Genomic DNA, 14,552 nt, shown 5'->3' with positions numbered 1-14,552 from the left:
TGATAAAAGGCTGTAAATTTGGAAGAATGGGACTTACTCACCGACAACTTTTTCAAAAATACGTAGCGCCAACCTCGGATGCACCACTGGCGCTAGAAATTGTATCCGCGGAACATATCTATTTAACAGATTGTTTCGGCAAAAAATACATTGATTTAATTTCAGGAATAGCTGTTTCCAATGTTGGACATCGCAATCCCGCGGTTGTACAAGCCATCAAAGATCAAGTAGATAAATACATGCACCTGATGGTGTATGGGGAGTATATTCAAAGTCCTCAAGTATTGTTAGCCGAAGCTCTCGTTCATTCAACAGAAACCCAACACCTAAATCAAGTATATTTTACGAATTCCGGGACAGAGGCACTCGAAGGTGCAATGAAGTTAGCCAAGCGATATACCCGAAAAACCGAATTTATATCTTGCTTAAATGCTTACCACGGTGCCACACAAGGTGCATTATCCTTAGCCGGGGACGAAAATTTTAAAAATAGCTTTAGGCCACTCTTGCCTGATATCAAACATATCAGACATGGAAATATGGATGACTTAGCTCATATTACGACAAAAACCGCAGCTATTGTTATTGAAATCGTAGCCGGTGAAGCAGGAGTGAAGCAAGCCACAAAATCTTATTTTAAAGCGTTACGTGCAAAATGTACCCAAACAGGTTGCTTGCTAATCATCGATGAAATCCAAACGGGTTTTGGGCGTACGGGCACTTTTTGGGCATATCAGGCCATGGACATTCAACCTGATATTCTTTTAACAGCCAAAGGAATGGGCGGAGGAATGCCAATTGGAGCATTTATAGCCAATGAAAACCTGATGCGCACATTTTCATTTAATCCCGTCTTAGGACACATAACCACGTTTGGAGGTCACCCCGTTTCCTGCGCAGCTTCATTAGCCAACATTACATATATTAAAGAAGCGAATTTATTGGCCAGTGTTCCTGCAAAATCCGACTTGTTTAAGAAACTATTAATTCATCCGATTATTCAAGAAGTAAGGGGAGTGGGACTCATGATCGCCGTCGAAATGAAGGACTTTAATACCGTTAAGGCCGTAATTGATACCTGCATAGGAAATGGACTCATCACAGATTGGTTCCTATTCTGTGATAATGCCCTTCGAATTGCTCCACCTCTGGTTATCACAGAAGATGAAATAAAAATGGCTTGCAACATATTGTTACAAGCCATGGACAAGGTCTATAAAAGATAATTAAGCGTGCTTTAATAAAGTTTCTGACAAAACAGACTTTGGAATATTTCCACCTACTAAACGCTCAACCATTTCACCATTTTTGAATACCATTAACGTAGGAATCGAACGTATGCCTAATGAAGCTGGTACGGCTGAATTAGCGTCAACATTCATTTTAGCTACAATCGCTTGACCCTCCACTTCTCCTGCTAATTCTTCAACAACAGGTCCAATCATTTTACATGGTCCACACCACTCAGCCCAAAAATCAACTAATACGGGTGTTGATGTTCCAATCAATTCTTTAAAGTTGGCATCTGTTGCCTCTACATATTTTCCCATTTGCTAGATTATTTTAAAATTCAAAATTAAAACATTTCAGGTATAAGATTAAGTTCCCTTTCAATAATTTATGAAATTAATTTGAAGGTAACATTTTCTAAGTCAGTCAATTCAGCAATCAAAGGCTTACCGATCCGAATTTGCATCTTACGAGACAGGAAATCCATCTGTAATTTCTCTGCTTCATCAAAAACCTCCACCACTAACTTTTTCGTGCCTTTATTACGTTCGAGTACATCATGCAAATTATCCATTAAGGCAGGATTTAAATAGCGTAAATCTAAGATAAGCTTCAATTCCTTCGTTCTTTCTTCTAGAATCTCTGAAAGCAATTCGATGGATTGAATCTTAAATACCATTTGCTCCATGTAGCGATTTTTTTGTTGGTATGACCCTTGAATATACAACATCCGGTCTTGACCTATAAATCGCTCAAATTCAATGTAATCTTTACCAAACAATGCAAATTCATAATTACCTGAATAATCTTCCAAGGTGAAAATCATGAATTGGTTTCCATTCGCAGAGGTGCGTACGTTTACTTTAGAAACAATTCCAGCGATAGATTGTACCGCATTCGGACGCGAATCCAATAAAGTCGTATTTGAATTCGTAAAATTTTGAATCTCCACACGATACTCATCCAACGGGTGACCGGAAATATAAACACCTACAACCTCTTTTTCATTTCGAAGTTGCTCCATCACAGACCAAGGCTCAGATACGGGAATCTTAGGTTTAACAATATCATTACCAGTTCCTGCTCCCAGTTCACCAAATAGCGACTGCGTAGCTTCCGCTTTTAATTCAGCCATACGAGAAGCATAGCGAACAATCTTTTCAATAAACGTCGTATTCTCGTTATCCAAGGCAAAATAATGCGCGCGCTGCACTTCGGGGAAACAATCAAATGCTCCTGCAAGCGCCAATGATTCTAAACTCTTTTTATTAACCTGACGCACATTAATCCGCGATACAAAATCAAAAATATCTTTATACTCGCCTCGTAGATTGCGCTCTTCAACAATCGCATCGACCGCAGCCTCACCAACGCCCTTAATCGCGCCTAGACCAAAACGTATTTGACCTTTTTTATTTACCGCAAATGAGCGCGATGACTCATTCACATCAGGAACAAGTAAAGTCAAGCCCATGCGTTTGCACTCATCCATGAAAAACGTAATCTTTTCAATATTCCCTAATGAATTTGAAAGAACCGCCGACATATATTCAGACGGATAATTAGCTTTTAGGTAACCCGTTTGATAGGCTACTAAACCGTAACATGTTGAATGGGATTTATTAAAGGCATATTGAGCAAATGCTTCCCAGTCGGTCCAAATCTTTTCCAACTTATCAGAAGGGTGATTATTCACTTGACCACCTTCCATGAATTTACCTTTCATTTTGTCAATCGTCGCCTTATCCTTTTTTCCCATGGCCTTACGAAGCACATCGGCATCACCTTTGGAGAAATTGGCCAATTTCTGCGATAATAACATTACTTGCTCCTGATAAACAGTAATTCCATACGTGTCCTTTAAATACTCCTCCATTTCAGGAACATCGTATTCAATCTTTTCACGGCCATGTTTACGCGCAATGTAATTGGGAATATAAACCATAGGTCCTGGACGGAACAAGGCATTCATTGCAATTAAATCAGAAAACTGATCGGGCTTTAAATCCCTTAAGTGTTTCTGCATACCAGGCGATTCAAATTGGAAAGTCCCATTTGTTTCCGCTCGTTGGTACAATTCATAAGTCAATCGGTCATCCAAAGGCAAATCATCCAAAACAATCGTTTCCCCATGATTCTGCTTAATCAATCGAACCGCCTCTTTCAAAATGGATAAGGTCTTTAAACCCAAAAAGTCCATTTTAATTACGCCTGCATTTTCAATAACTGAACCATCATATTGCGTAATCAATAAACTAACATCTTTAGATGATGCCACAGGCAAAATATCTGTCAAATCAGATGGAGCAATGATAATCCCAGCCGCATGTATACCCGTTCCACGAACGGAACCCTCCAGTACCAATGCATTTTCAATTACTTCCGCAGGTAATCCACCTGCCTCTTTAATTTGTCGTAATTGTTTAACCTGTTCAATCTCATCGGAATTCAAGCCCTCTTTATCGGCCAAACTCTTATCCCCATTTAATGGCGCATTAAATATACGTTCTAAGGTGATTTTGGGCTTTTCTGGAACCAATTTAGCTAACGCATTTGACTCAGATAATGGCAGATCCAACACCCTAGCTACATCTTTTATCGACATCTTGGCTGCCATCGTACCATAGGTCGCAATGTGCGCCACCTGATTTTTGCCGTATTTATCTACAACATAATCAATTACTTTTTGGCGGCCTTCATCATCAAAGTCCGTATCAATATCGGGTAATGACTTACGATCAGGATTTAAAAAACGCTCAAAAAGCAGATTATACTTGATCGGATCAATATTGGTAATTCCCAAACAATAGGCTACCACTGACCCTGCCGCCGAACCACGACCAGGACCCACATAAACCCCTAAATCACGCCCAGCTTGAATAAAATCGGCAACAATCAAGAAATAACCGGCAAAACCCATGGTCTTAATTGTATATAACTCGAACCGAATGCGCTCCTCAACAACCTGGTCTATGTCGACATACCTCTTTTTCGCACCCTCCATAGTTAGATGCTCCAAATAATCATCTTGATTAAGGAATTCGGTCGGAATCTGGAAGTTGGGCAACATCACATCCTTTGTCAACTTCAACGTTTCGACTTTGCCAACAATCTCATTGGTGTTATCAATGGCCTCAGGGACATGCGACCATAATTGGGTCATTTCTTCCGTTGTCTTGAAATAAAACTGATCATTGTAAAAAGCAAAACGCTTTCCCTTCATGTCAAAATCACCTTCAATGTCTTTGTAAGTTGGTGTAGCTTGCTTTTCTCCCGTATTGATACACAAAAGAATATCATGGGCATTGGAATCTTTTTGATCCAGATAATGGGAATCGTTTGATGCGATAACTTTGACATTATACTTCTTAGCAAACTTTAACAAAACCTCGTTAACTGTCTGTTGTTCAGGTATATAATGATTTTGAACTTCGATATAATAATCTTCGCCAAATAGATCCAGCCACCACTTAAATTCCTTTTCTGCTGCTTCTTCACCATCACGTAAAATGGCCTGCGGAACAGATGCGCCCAAACAACAAGTTGTCGCAATTAAACCCTTATGATATTTTAAAACGAGCTCCTTATCAATGCGAGGATACTTGGAATACATACCTTCCATAAATCCAAGCGAACATAATTTGACTAGGTTTTGATATCCTTCTGGATTCTTAGCTAGAAATAATTGATGGTAGCGCTTATCCTTGTCAATCTTCGTAAATGCCTGTTTATGACGATCTTTTACCAGATAAAATTCGCAACCCACAATTGGCTTAACACCTTGTTTCCCAGCTTCCGCCACAAACTGAAACACCCCAAACATATTTCCATGGTCTGTAATCGCAACAGCTGGCATATTGTCCTCCTTTGCTTTTTTAAACATCGAAGAAATCTTTGATGCGCCATCGAGCAAAGAAAATTGAGAGTGATTATGTAAATGCGAAAACTGCATAAAATATTAAGCTTTTAAAAAGGGTTCTTTATCAAAAAATGTGGCATTCAAGAAATCCAAAAATGGTTTTAGTTGCATGGCGGACAACATTAACTTCGAGGTGAAATCTGGTGAGACAATATCTTTGTCTGAAAAATGATGCCAATAAAACAATTGCTTACGTCGTAAATAAACCTCATCAGCTGGATCTGGATCAAAACCTTTGGGGATTTTTTTTAATAAATCACCTTCAGCTTGACCAAAAAGCTCTACAAATGACGCTGCTTCAACGATACCTCGAAGTGTTGCTCCATTATAATCTACTTCTTGGCGGTAAGCAGCTAGCTGTTCAGGTGTGGGATTATACATTCCCCCACCTAAAAATGATTTACCACCGGGCTCGATATGCAAATAATAATCCATGTAACCAGACTTACGACCACCTTCAGAGAAACTCGCCGAAAACCAAGTTTTATACGGATCTTTATTTTTGGAAAAACGAACGTCGCGGTAAAGGCTATAGGAACAGTGTTTCTTCAATACACCATCCATATTTTCAAAGGCGGAAAATTCCTGAATCAATTGTTCAATCAATCCATCAAATAAGGCCTTTTCTGATTCATAACTAGCTTTATGCTCAGCAAACCACTCGCGTGAATTATGCTGTTTCAATTCCGATAAAAAAGCTAAAAGGCTAGGGGAGATAGACATGAATCATTGCACTAAAATAGAAACGAAATTAGCGATTCTTTCCCAAAATAAATTGGGAGAATTGATTGAATTTAATGATTTTTGTGAAATTTATTAAAATAGTCATTATGCGCATTTTAACAGGGATTCAGTCCTCAGGTAAACCACATTTAGGAAATATTTTAGGCGCTATTCTGCCTGCCATAGAACTTTCTAAAAAACCGGGCAACGAATCTTTTTTGTTTATCGCTGATTTACATACTCTGACAAGTTTACGTGATGGGGAACAAATTCGATCCAATACATTGTCCATTGCGGCAGCGTGGTTGGCTTTCGGTTTTGACACCGATAAAAATTACTTCTACCGTCAATCCAAATTAGCAGCATATCATACGGAATTAATGTGGTACTTAAACTGCATTACACCATTTCCCATGCTTGCAAACGCGCATAGTTTTAAGGATAAATCTGCCCAAATGGCGCAAGTAAATGCCGGACTTTTCACCTATCCTGTTTTACAAGCTGCCGACATCTTATTATATGATGCCGAACTCATTCCAGTAGGAAAGGATCAACGCCAGCATATTGAAATGACGCGCGACATTGCGGGAACATTTAATCGCATGGCACAAAAAGACATCTTTGTAATTCCTGAGGCAGCTATTAATGAATCTGTCATGACAATCCCAGGGGTTGACGGCAACAAAATGAGTAAATCCCTGAATAACTACATTGATATTTTTTTACCAGAAAAAGACCTGTTAAAGCAAATCAAAAAAATCGAATCCGATTCAACTCCTTTGGAAGATCCCAAAGATCCAGCTACAGACATTACGTTTAAACTGTTTAGCTTGTTGGCCTCACCCGAAGAAACAGCTGAAATGCATGCCAACTACATCCAAGGAGGATATGGATATGGTCATGCGAAACAAGCTTTGCACGAAATGATGTTGCGTTATTTCAAAGATGCACGTGAGAAATTTGACTTTTATATTAACAATCCTGATGTGATTGAAGAAAAACTAGCCGAAGGGGAACGTAAAGTTGAACCTATAGCTAAACAAACCTTGGGACGAGCTCGGGAACACTTTAAATTTTAAACGATGTTTCCAGCATGGGATGAAAACTTGTTCAGGTTAATCAATGAATGGCATAGCAATTCAGCGGATCTAATCATGCAATTTTTGTCCGACAAATATGTGTGGATTCCATTGTACGCCTTTCTTATTTGGAAATTGTTTCAGCATAATCGGAAATCAATCAAGGCAAGTGTTTTTTATTTAGTACTAACGATTGTTTGGGCGGACCAAATTTCTTCTTCCATATTAAAACCACTTGTTAAACGACTTCGACCAAGTCATGTACCGGAATTCCAATCATGGATACATATGCCGAACGGACCAGGTGGACTTTATGGATTTTGTTCATCTCATGCAGCAAATGCATTTGCAGTTGCGGTGGGGTTCTATTTACTGACTCGAAATAAACCTTTAGGTATAGCATTGCTAATTTGGGCCAGCCTCATAGCGTATAGTCGAATCTATTTAGGTGTCCATTATCCGTTAGATGTCATCACAGGTGCAGTAATCGGCACAACAGGAGCGGTCATTCTGAAACTATTCGTTTACGACAAACTAGTTAAGAACTGATACGTATTGACACCATCTGCAAAATCGTCCAAAGCAGGGTTTTGCGCTTGGCCAAACGGAATGTAGTCTGAGCCTACGACGCACTGAATCTTTTCAACACTACTTGCTAACCAATCAGTAAGCTCACGTTCACCAGCATATCGGTGCACGTGTAAAACGCCAACAGGGGAGACTAGGGCATCGTTTTCGGTGACAATCAGATTACCTAAATCAAAGTGTGGAATTTGATTCAGCAGATATAATGTTTTGTGATACTGGTAATTATTGGAATACTTCGTATGGTCTAAAACCCAATCTTCTAATGTCAATACATCAAACAAAGGGAGTAAATCCATTGAATCAGGAACAGCTATTGTTGACACATTCCGACAACCTAATCCATAATACATAAATATATCAGTAGCCAATTGCTTAAAATCATCAGCACTTTCATTTCCTGAAAGCACAGCTACGGAACTTCTATTTTTACGAATAAGATGGGGTATTTTAGCAAAGTAATTCACAAAATATCCGGAAGAAAAATCTGATCCAGTGGCGATAACCGCATCTGCGCCCGACATACGCTCTTGAATCTCTACGTTTAAATCAGAATCAAATGAATTTATTAATTCGATATACATCGTCATTAAAGACCGATCTTGCGAACTTAACTTAACAATGGCCTGGTGTCCACTCGCCACGGTCATGAGCAGATCATGCATACCTACGGCCGGCAGGTTTCCAGGCAATATCAAACCTACTTTTTTAGGCTTATCTTGTACAGGAGCTCCATATTGATCGAAAAAATTCTCCCAACGCGATGCTTTTAAAAATTGTTCTGCTATTGCCTCCATCGCATTACGAATAAGCAAATCAGAAAACCATGCATTTTCATTTTTAGCTTTTTCTATAAATAATTCTATTTTTTCCTGATTAGATGTATCAGAAAAGTATGCTTTAAGAAATGAAACTAGGTTAATAAAACGTTCTTTCTTCATATTAGGAGACCCATTTATATAAAAATGGAAGTACAAAGTTCTTAAAAAACATGAATAGTCATTATAAAATATTTACTATTCAAAATTACTTGCGTAAATTGCACAAAATTTTTAATACTTGTTATGGCAATTATCATCACTGACGAATGTATTAACTGTGGAGCATGCGAACCCGAATGCCCTAATACAGCCATTTATGAAGGAGGAGTAGAGTGGACTTGGGCTGGCGGAACAGCTTTAACTGAAGTGGAATTAGAAGATGGATCATCTATGGATGCTAAATCACCTGTTGACCCGATTTCAGAAGAGTTCTACTATATAGTACCCGATAAGTGTACTGAATGTACTGGATTTCATGAGGAGCCACAATGTGCAGCGGTTTGTCCAGTTGATTGCTGTGTACCAGATCCAGATCACGTCGAGGATAAAGATACTTTAGAAGCTAAGAAAGCTTGGTTACATGCAGAAGCATAACTGAAACATATTCATATAGAAAAAGCCCATCAATAGATGGGCTTTTTTTTTGCCCTTATCACATAAATATTTAGGAAATAGCATTTTTCATATATTAAAATTTGAGGTTTATATTTTTACTTATTTTTATTAATTTTTTGTAAATTCAACAAAAACAGGTTTAATTTTTAACCTACTTTTTATCTTTATCTGATTTTTTTACAATTATTAGTTAATTTTTGTTCGAATTTATTTGGATAATACAATTTATTGGACAACCTTTGAAATGTAGTCAAGCATTTATAAACACTTAAACAATCGCACACATGAAAAAATCTATCCTAACAGCATTTTTTGCAGCTCTAGCATTTTGTGGATTTTCCCAAGAAAAAGAAGCGGAAGCTCCTAAGTTTTCCTTCTCGGGTTACATTGATTCATATTACATGCTAAATTTCAATAATCCATCATCACGTAGCAACTTAGGTTCTTCTGGATACGAGCGTGCGTTTGATCAAAAATCGAATCAATTTTCATTGGGACTCGTGCAAACCAAATTCGGCTATGCTACTAAAAATGCAGATGTAGTCGTTGACTTAACATTTGGACCTAATGCAGATTTAGGTCAATATGGCAATTTAGTAGGGCCATTAGGAAAAGGAAGCACCTCGTTAGCAATCAAGCAAGCATATTTCAACTGGAAGGCTTCGGATAAATTAACATTCACGATGGGTCAATTCGGAACACATATTGGATACGAGGTAATTGACGCTCCGGTAAACTACAACTATTCACTTTCTAATTTATTCAACAATGGTCCTTTTTATCACATCGGTGCGAAAGCGAATTATTCATTCAGCGACAAATTTTCTGCCATGGTTGGATTGGTCAACAATGTGGATAATTTAAATGACAACAATGCATCTAAAGGATTCATTTATCAAGTATTTACATCTCCAGCTGCTGGTTGGAACGTATATGTGAATGGAATATCTTCCAATGAATCAGCTCCATTAGCGAGCGGAAAAGATGACACAGGTAGTTATAACCTGTTAGACTTAACAACATCTTATCAAATTACACCTAAGTATTTGGTTGGCCTAAACGCAGCATACGGATCACAGACAGGTGATTTTCAAGGAGGCGGAAGTGTTGGTGATAGCAAAACATGGGGTGGAGTAGCCTTATATTCTAACTATGCCTTTACTGACAATTTCAGCTTAGGTGGCCGTTATGAGGTATTCGACAACACTTCAGGTGCTCGTGCATTACGTGCAGCAGATGGTTCGGGAACAGATGTAAATTCATTCACTTTAACTGGAACATTTACAGCAGCGGATGGTCACTTATTAATCAAACCAGAATTACGCACTGATTCATATAAGACAGAGCAATTTGTAGACGGTGATGGTAAAGCCCAAAACTCTCAAACTACATTAGCTATGCACTTTATTTATAAATTTTAATCCTTAACTAAATTTTCAATCATTTTAAACGTACGAACATGACAACACAAAAACCAACTTGGATCCCGCTACTTGTTTTAATCGCCGTAGCCGTACTTGCACTTTTTACAACATCAGTACCAGGCGTCATGCCTACAGAGGGACTTGACACAGGTGATACTGCCTGGATGATTGTTGCATCTGGTCTAGTTTTATTGATGACACCTGGATTAGCTTATTTTTATGGTGGTATGGTCAATCATAAAAACGTTATTTCAACGATGTTGCAATCATTTATTGCCATGGGGGTAATTTCGGTTATCTGGATTGTTTTTGGATTTAGTTTGGCATTTGGCGACTCATTAGGTGGCTGGATTGGAGATCCAAGAACATTCTTTATGTTCAATAATGTATTCGATCACAAATTATCATTGGGATCAACGGACCAACTAAAGTTTACGATTCCATTCGCATTATTCGCATTTTTCCAAATGAAGTTTGCAGTTATTACACCAGCGCTTATTTCAGGTGCTTTGGCAGAACGTATTAACTTCCGTGCATTCGTTTTATTCATGGTATTGTTCTGTGTCGTGGTTTATGCACCATTAGCACACTGGACATGGCATCCAGATGGATTCTTATTCAATTTAGGAGTTCTTGATTTCGCTGGCGGAACGGTTGTACACATGTCGGCAGGATGGGCTGCATTAGCGGGAGCTTTGTATTTACGTCGTCGTAAGTCTCATATTGAATCTAACATCTTGCCTCCAGCTAACATTCCTTACGTATTATTAGGAACAGGTTTATTATGGTTCGGATGGTTTGGATTTAATGCAGGTTCTGCAGTAGGTGCCAATGGATTGGCTGTAACAGCTTTCGCTACTACGCACGTGGCAGCAGCAGCAGCAGGTTTATCATGGATCTTATTTGATGTAACTCGTGGCAAAAAAGTTTCTGCCTTAGGATTTTGTATCGGTGCGGTTGTTGGCCTTGTAGCTATCACTCCAGCATCTGGATTTGTAACGGTTCCGGTTGCCATCTTCATTGGCGTAGTAGCGGCAATTGTCTCAAACATTGCAGCACACTGGAGAGCAAGCTCAAACCTAGATGATACATTAGATGTATTTCCTTGCCACGGCTTAGGTGGTATGGTTGGCATGTTAATGACCGGTATTTTCGCAACATCAGCAGTTAATGCTGCGGTAGCTGAAAATGGTTTATTCTACGGAGAGACTGCTTTATTCTTTAAACACTTATTGGCCTTAGCAATTGTTTCTGCCTTTGCATTTGGCTTGTCTTATATCTTATTAATCGTAACAGATAAAATTATCCCACTACGTGTTAATGAAGAAGAAGAAAGATTAGGATTGGATATTTCGCAACACGATGAGTCGTTGGCCGAATAATCTAACACAACAAAGCCGCAAGTAATGGTTCTTGTGGTTTTGTTTCAATCAAAAAGCCGGAAACTTTTAGTTTCTGGCTTTTTTGTTGTGATAGGTGAGAGGTGAGAAGTGAGAGGTAAGAGGTAACCGACGACTGACGACTAGCGACTAACAACTATTAACACTTCCCCTTTTACATCACCTGTTTCCATAATATCCTTATAACGAACTGGTTGTATCGTATTGATTTGCAATGGATCGTACGGAGCAGATACCCGCACGTAATTTTCAGAAAAACCTTCCATAAATCCAGCATTACTTGATTCCTCAAATAAAACAGATCCCGAATTTCCTATTTGACCTGCATAAAAAGCATGTCGTTTTTTTTCTGAAAGAATATGAAGCATTTTAGATCTTTCTGATTTTTGCATGTTGTCCACCTTGGGCTGAATGTCAACTGCAAAGGTATTGGCACGTTCCGAGTATGGAAAAACATGTAAATACGAAATATCTAATGAATTTAGAAATTCATAGGTCTCCAAAAACAATTCAGGGGTTTCTCCAGGGTGGCCAACGATCACGTCGACACCAATACAGGCATCTGGCATTACGGCACGAATACGGGAAACTCGGTCCACATAAAGCTCTCGCTGATAACGACGCTTCATCAATCGAAGCACTGCATTGGATCCAGATTGCAAGGGGATATGAAAATGTGGAACAAAGCGCGTAGAAGTAGCTAAGAATTCAATCAATTCGGGTGTTAATAAATTAGGCTCTATACTAGAAATTCGAAAACGATCAATGGTGGCTTGCTCTTCAATCGTACGAACCAAATCGAAAAATGTTTCCACGCGCTTACCTTGCTGAATACCAAAATCTCCAATATTAACCCCCGTCAGAACAACTTCTTTTACTCCATTCGCGGCAATTTCTTCAATCAAGCCAAGTACTTTTTCTATGCTATCAGAGCGTGATTGTCCGCGAGCTAATGGTATCGTACAATATGAGCAAGGATAATCACATCCATCTTGAACTTTCAAAAACGTTCGAGTACGATCATTGACACTATAGGATGCATGATAATCCAAATCATACCGTATTTCCGTGGCAATCAATTTAGGTAAATCTTCAGATGACCGATCTAAATAGGGCGGAAGCAATGCGGGCATTTGAAACTTCTCATTAGCCCCAAGCACTAAATCAACTCCCGGAATTGAAGCGATTTCCTCTGGTTTTAATTGGGCATAACAACCAATGATAACAACTGTAGAAGCGGGATTTATCTTCTTTGCCTCTCGGACAACCTTTTTGCATTTTTTATCTGCTTGCTCGGTTACACTACAGGTATTAATAACGAATAAATCTGGCGTATCTTGAAAGTCGGCCCGAACAAAACCCAAAGGCTCCAGGGACCGTGCAATCGAACTCGATTCGGCAAAATTTAACTTACAACCTAGTGTATAAAATGCAACTTTACTCATAGACTAATTTCAGCCTGCAATTTAAAACAAAAATGGCGGGAATCCCCGCCATTTTCAATCATAAAAGTATATAAATGCAAGATTAAAAGAAATTATAATTTAGCTGTTTTCACCGTTTTGATGATACGAGCAGCTACTTTATATGGATCTGCGGCTGAATTTGGACGACGATCTTCTAACCAACCTTTCCATCCTTTTTCAACAACAGCGATTGGAATACGAATTGAAGCTCCACGATCCGAAACTCCATAAGAGAAATCGTGAATCGAAGCAGTTTCATGCTTACCAGTCAAACGCATGTGATTATCGGCACCATACACTTCAATATGTTCCTTAACAAATGGAGCGAATGCTTGACAGATTACATCATACGTATCTTTTTTACCTGCAGTACGCAAGGCTGTATTTGAGAAATTTGCGTGCATACCTGATCCATTCCAGTCTAATTCGCCTAATGGCTTACAGTGCCAATTAACAGCTACACCGTATTTCTCACCTAAACGCTCTAAAATATAACGGCCTAACCAAATTTCATCACCAGCTTGTTTCGCACCTTTAGCAAACATCTGGAATTCCCATTGTCCTGCAGCTACTTCAGCATTAATACCTTCAATATTTAAGCCAGCATCAATACATAAATCTAAATGCTCTTCAATAATCTCACGTCCATAAGCATTTTTAGCCCCCACTGAACAGTAATATGGTCCCTGTGGCTCTGGGTAACCATTCGACGGGAAACCTAGTGGTTTATTGGTCTCTGGATCCCAAAGGAAATATTCCTGCTCAAAACCAAACCAGAAATCATTATCATCATCTTCAATCGTGGCACGACCATTAGACTCATGCGGTGTTCCATCAGCATTCAATACCTCACACATAACCAAATATCCATCACGACGTGCTGGATCAGGGCAAACATATACAGGTTTTAATAAACAGTCAGATGAACCTCCTTCTGCTTGCTGAGTAGATGAACCATCAAAAGACCACATATCAAGATCTTCCAATTTACCGCTAAAATTGTTCTCAATTTTAGTCTTAGAACGCAAACTCTGGGTTGGCTTGTAACCGTCCAACCAAATGTACTCTAATTTAGATTTAGCCATGATTTTATACTTATAATGATAATAAAAATACTTTTTTGCGATTTATTGATACAAATTTAATCCAGATTTTGAAAAAAACAACAGAAAATTTGCCAAAAACACAAAAAACATAACCATTATTCTGAAAATCTGCAAAAATTCAAACTAATACCTACGTTAGTGCAATTTTTAAATATCTAGGATATACGTTTAAATAGTTCGGACA

The 14,552-nt window shown here is 38.7% G+C and carries 12 protein-coding genes; 6 read left to right on the top strand and 6 right to left on the bottom strand.

Annotation, left to right across the window (positions count from 1 at the left end):
- Positions 1-26 precede the first annotated feature (26 nt).
- On the top strand, positions 27-1,226 hold the full coding sequence (locus U0R10_RS03530) for an aspartate aminotransferase family protein (protein ID WP_377982526.1): 1,200 nt from the start codon (positions 27-29) through the stop codon (positions 1,224-1,226).
- Here U0R10_RS03530 and trxA read toward each other — a convergent pair whose 3' ends face one another.
- The 3 genes from trxA to U0R10_RS03515 form a co-directional block, all read right to left on the bottom strand.
- Positions 1,227-1,550 carry a thioredoxin gene (gene trxA / locus U0R10_RS03525; RefSeq protein WP_377982524.1) on the bottom strand — a complete coding sequence of 108 codons (324 nt, stop codon included), beginning with the start codon at positions 1,548-1,550 and terminating at the stop codon, positions 1,227-1,229.
- 68 nt (positions 1,551-1,618) lie between these two features.
- Positions 1,619-5,182: a DNA polymerase III subunit alpha gene (gene dnaE / locus U0R10_RS03520; RefSeq protein WP_377982522.1), complete on the bottom strand. Its 3,564-nt coding sequence runs from the start codon at positions 5,180-5,182 to the stop codon at positions 1,619-1,621.
- Between the two features lie 6 nt (positions 5,183-5,188).
- On the bottom strand, positions 5,189-5,872 hold the full coding sequence (locus U0R10_RS03515; RefSeq protein WP_377982520.1) for a DUF2461 domain-containing protein: 684 nt from the start codon (positions 5,870-5,872) through the stop codon (positions 5,189-5,191).
- Between the two features lie 104 nt (positions 5,873-5,976).
- Between U0R10_RS03515 and trpS the strand changes: the two genes are divergently transcribed.
- On the top strand, positions 5,977-6,951 hold the full coding sequence (gene trpS, locus U0R10_RS03510) for a tryptophan--tRNA ligase (protein ID WP_377983007.1): 975 nt from the start codon (positions 5,977-5,979) through the stop codon (positions 6,949-6,951).
- Between the two features lie 3 nt (positions 6,952-6,954).
- Positions 6,955-7,500: a phosphatase PAP2 family protein gene (locus U0R10_RS03505; protein ID WP_377982518.1), complete on the top strand. Its 546-nt coding sequence runs from the start codon at positions 6,955-6,957 to the stop codon at positions 7,498-7,500.
- On the opposite strand, the gene U0R10_RS03500 is transcribed toward U0R10_RS03505, so the two are convergent.
- Positions 7,476-8,477, bottom strand: a complete 1,002-nt coding sequence (locus tag U0R10_RS03500) for an acyl-CoA reductase (RefSeq protein ID WP_377982517.1) — start codon at positions 8,475-8,477, stop codon at positions 7,476-7,478. The genes U0R10_RS03505 and U0R10_RS03500 overlap by 25 nt on opposite strands.
- Positions 8,478-8,600: 123 nt before the next feature.
- On the opposite strand from U0R10_RS03500, the gene U0R10_RS03495 reads away from it, so the two are divergent.
- From U0R10_RS03495 to U0R10_RS03485, 3 genes are all read left to right on the top strand, one after another.
- Positions 8,601-8,951: a 4Fe-4S dicluster domain-containing protein gene (locus U0R10_RS03495; RefSeq protein ID WP_377982515.1), complete on the top strand. Its 351-nt coding sequence runs from the start codon at positions 8,601-8,603 to the stop codon at positions 8,949-8,951.
- 305 nt (positions 8,952-9,256) lie between these two features.
- The gene (locus U0R10_RS03490) at positions 9,257-10,393 is read left to right on the top strand and encodes a porin (RefSeq protein ID WP_377982513.1); all 1,137 of its coding nucleotides are present in this window, start codon (positions 9,257-9,259) and stop codon (positions 10,391-10,393) included.
- Positions 10,394-10,431: 38 nt separating this feature from the next.
- On the top strand, positions 10,432-11,778 hold the full coding sequence (locus U0R10_RS03485) for an ammonium transporter (protein WP_377982511.1): 1,347 nt from the start codon (positions 10,432-10,434) through the stop codon (positions 11,776-11,778).
- Between the two features lie 140 nt (positions 11,779-11,918).
- Here the strand turns inward: U0R10_RS03485 and mtaB are convergent, their stop codons facing one another.
- Positions 11,919-13,241: a tRNA (N(6)-L-threonylcarbamoyladenosine(37)-C(2))-methylthiotransferase MtaB gene (mtaB, locus tag U0R10_RS03480; RefSeq protein WP_377982509.1), complete on the bottom strand. Its 1,323-nt coding sequence runs from the start codon at positions 13,239-13,241 to the stop codon at positions 11,919-11,921.
- Between the two features lie 92 nt (positions 13,242-13,333).
- Positions 13,334-14,347: a glutamine synthetase beta-grasp domain-containing protein gene (locus U0R10_RS03475; RefSeq protein ID WP_377982507.1), complete on the bottom strand. Its 1,014-nt coding sequence runs from the start codon at positions 14,345-14,347 to the stop codon at positions 13,334-13,336.
- Positions 14,348-14,552 lie beyond the last annotated feature (205 nt).

The organism is Aquirufa avitistagni (genome assembly GCF_042715545.1).
GTDB lineage: Bacteria > Bacteroidota > Bacteroidia > Cytophagales > Spirosomataceae > Aquirufa > Aquirufa avitistagni.
The sequence above is the reverse complement of the archived record's forward strand: the minus strand, read 5'-3'. Positions and strand labels throughout refer to the sequence as shown.

Excerpts from the sequence above, each read along its gene's own strand:
- U0R10_RS03530 (WP_377982526.1), top strand. The coding sequence starts at position 27 with ATGGGACTTACTCACCGACAACTTTTTCAAAAATACGTAGCGCCAACC.
- trxA (WP_377982524.1), bottom strand. The coding sequence starts at position 1,550 with ATGGGAAAATATGTAGAGGCAACAGATGCCAACTTTAAAGAATTGATT.
- dnaE (WP_377982522.1), bottom strand. The coding sequence starts at position 5,182 with ATGCAGTTTTCGCATTTACATAATCACTCTCAATTTTCTTTGCTCGAT.
- U0R10_RS03515 (WP_377982520.1), bottom strand. The coding sequence starts at position 5,872 with ATGTCTATCTCCCCTAGCCTTTTAGCTTTTTTATCGGAATTGAAACAG.
- U0R10_RS03505 (WP_377982518.1), top strand. The coding sequence starts at position 6,955 with ATGTTTCCAGCATGGGATGAAAACTTGTTCAGGTTAATCAATGAATGG.
- U0R10_RS03500 (WP_377982517.1), bottom strand. The coding sequence starts at position 8,477 with ATGAAGAAAGAACGTTTTATTAACCTAGTTTCATTTCTTAAAGCATAC.
- U0R10_RS03495 (WP_377982515.1), top strand. The coding sequence starts at position 8,601 with ATGGCAATTATCATCACTGACGAATGTATTAACTGTGGAGCATGCGAA.
- U0R10_RS03490 (WP_377982513.1), top strand. The coding sequence starts at position 9,257 with ATGAAAAAATCTATCCTAACAGCATTTTTTGCAGCTCTAGCATTTTGT.
- U0R10_RS03485 (WP_377982511.1), top strand. The coding sequence starts at position 10,432 with ATGACAACACAAAAACCAACTTGGATCCCGCTACTTGTTTTAATCGCC.
- mtaB (WP_377982509.1), bottom strand. The coding sequence starts at position 13,241 with ATGAGTAAAGTTGCATTTTATACACTAGGTTGTAAGTTAAATTTTGCC.
- U0R10_RS03475 (WP_377982507.1), bottom strand. The coding sequence starts at position 14,347 with ATGGCTAAATCTAAATTAGAGTACATTTGGTTGGACGGTTACAAGCCA.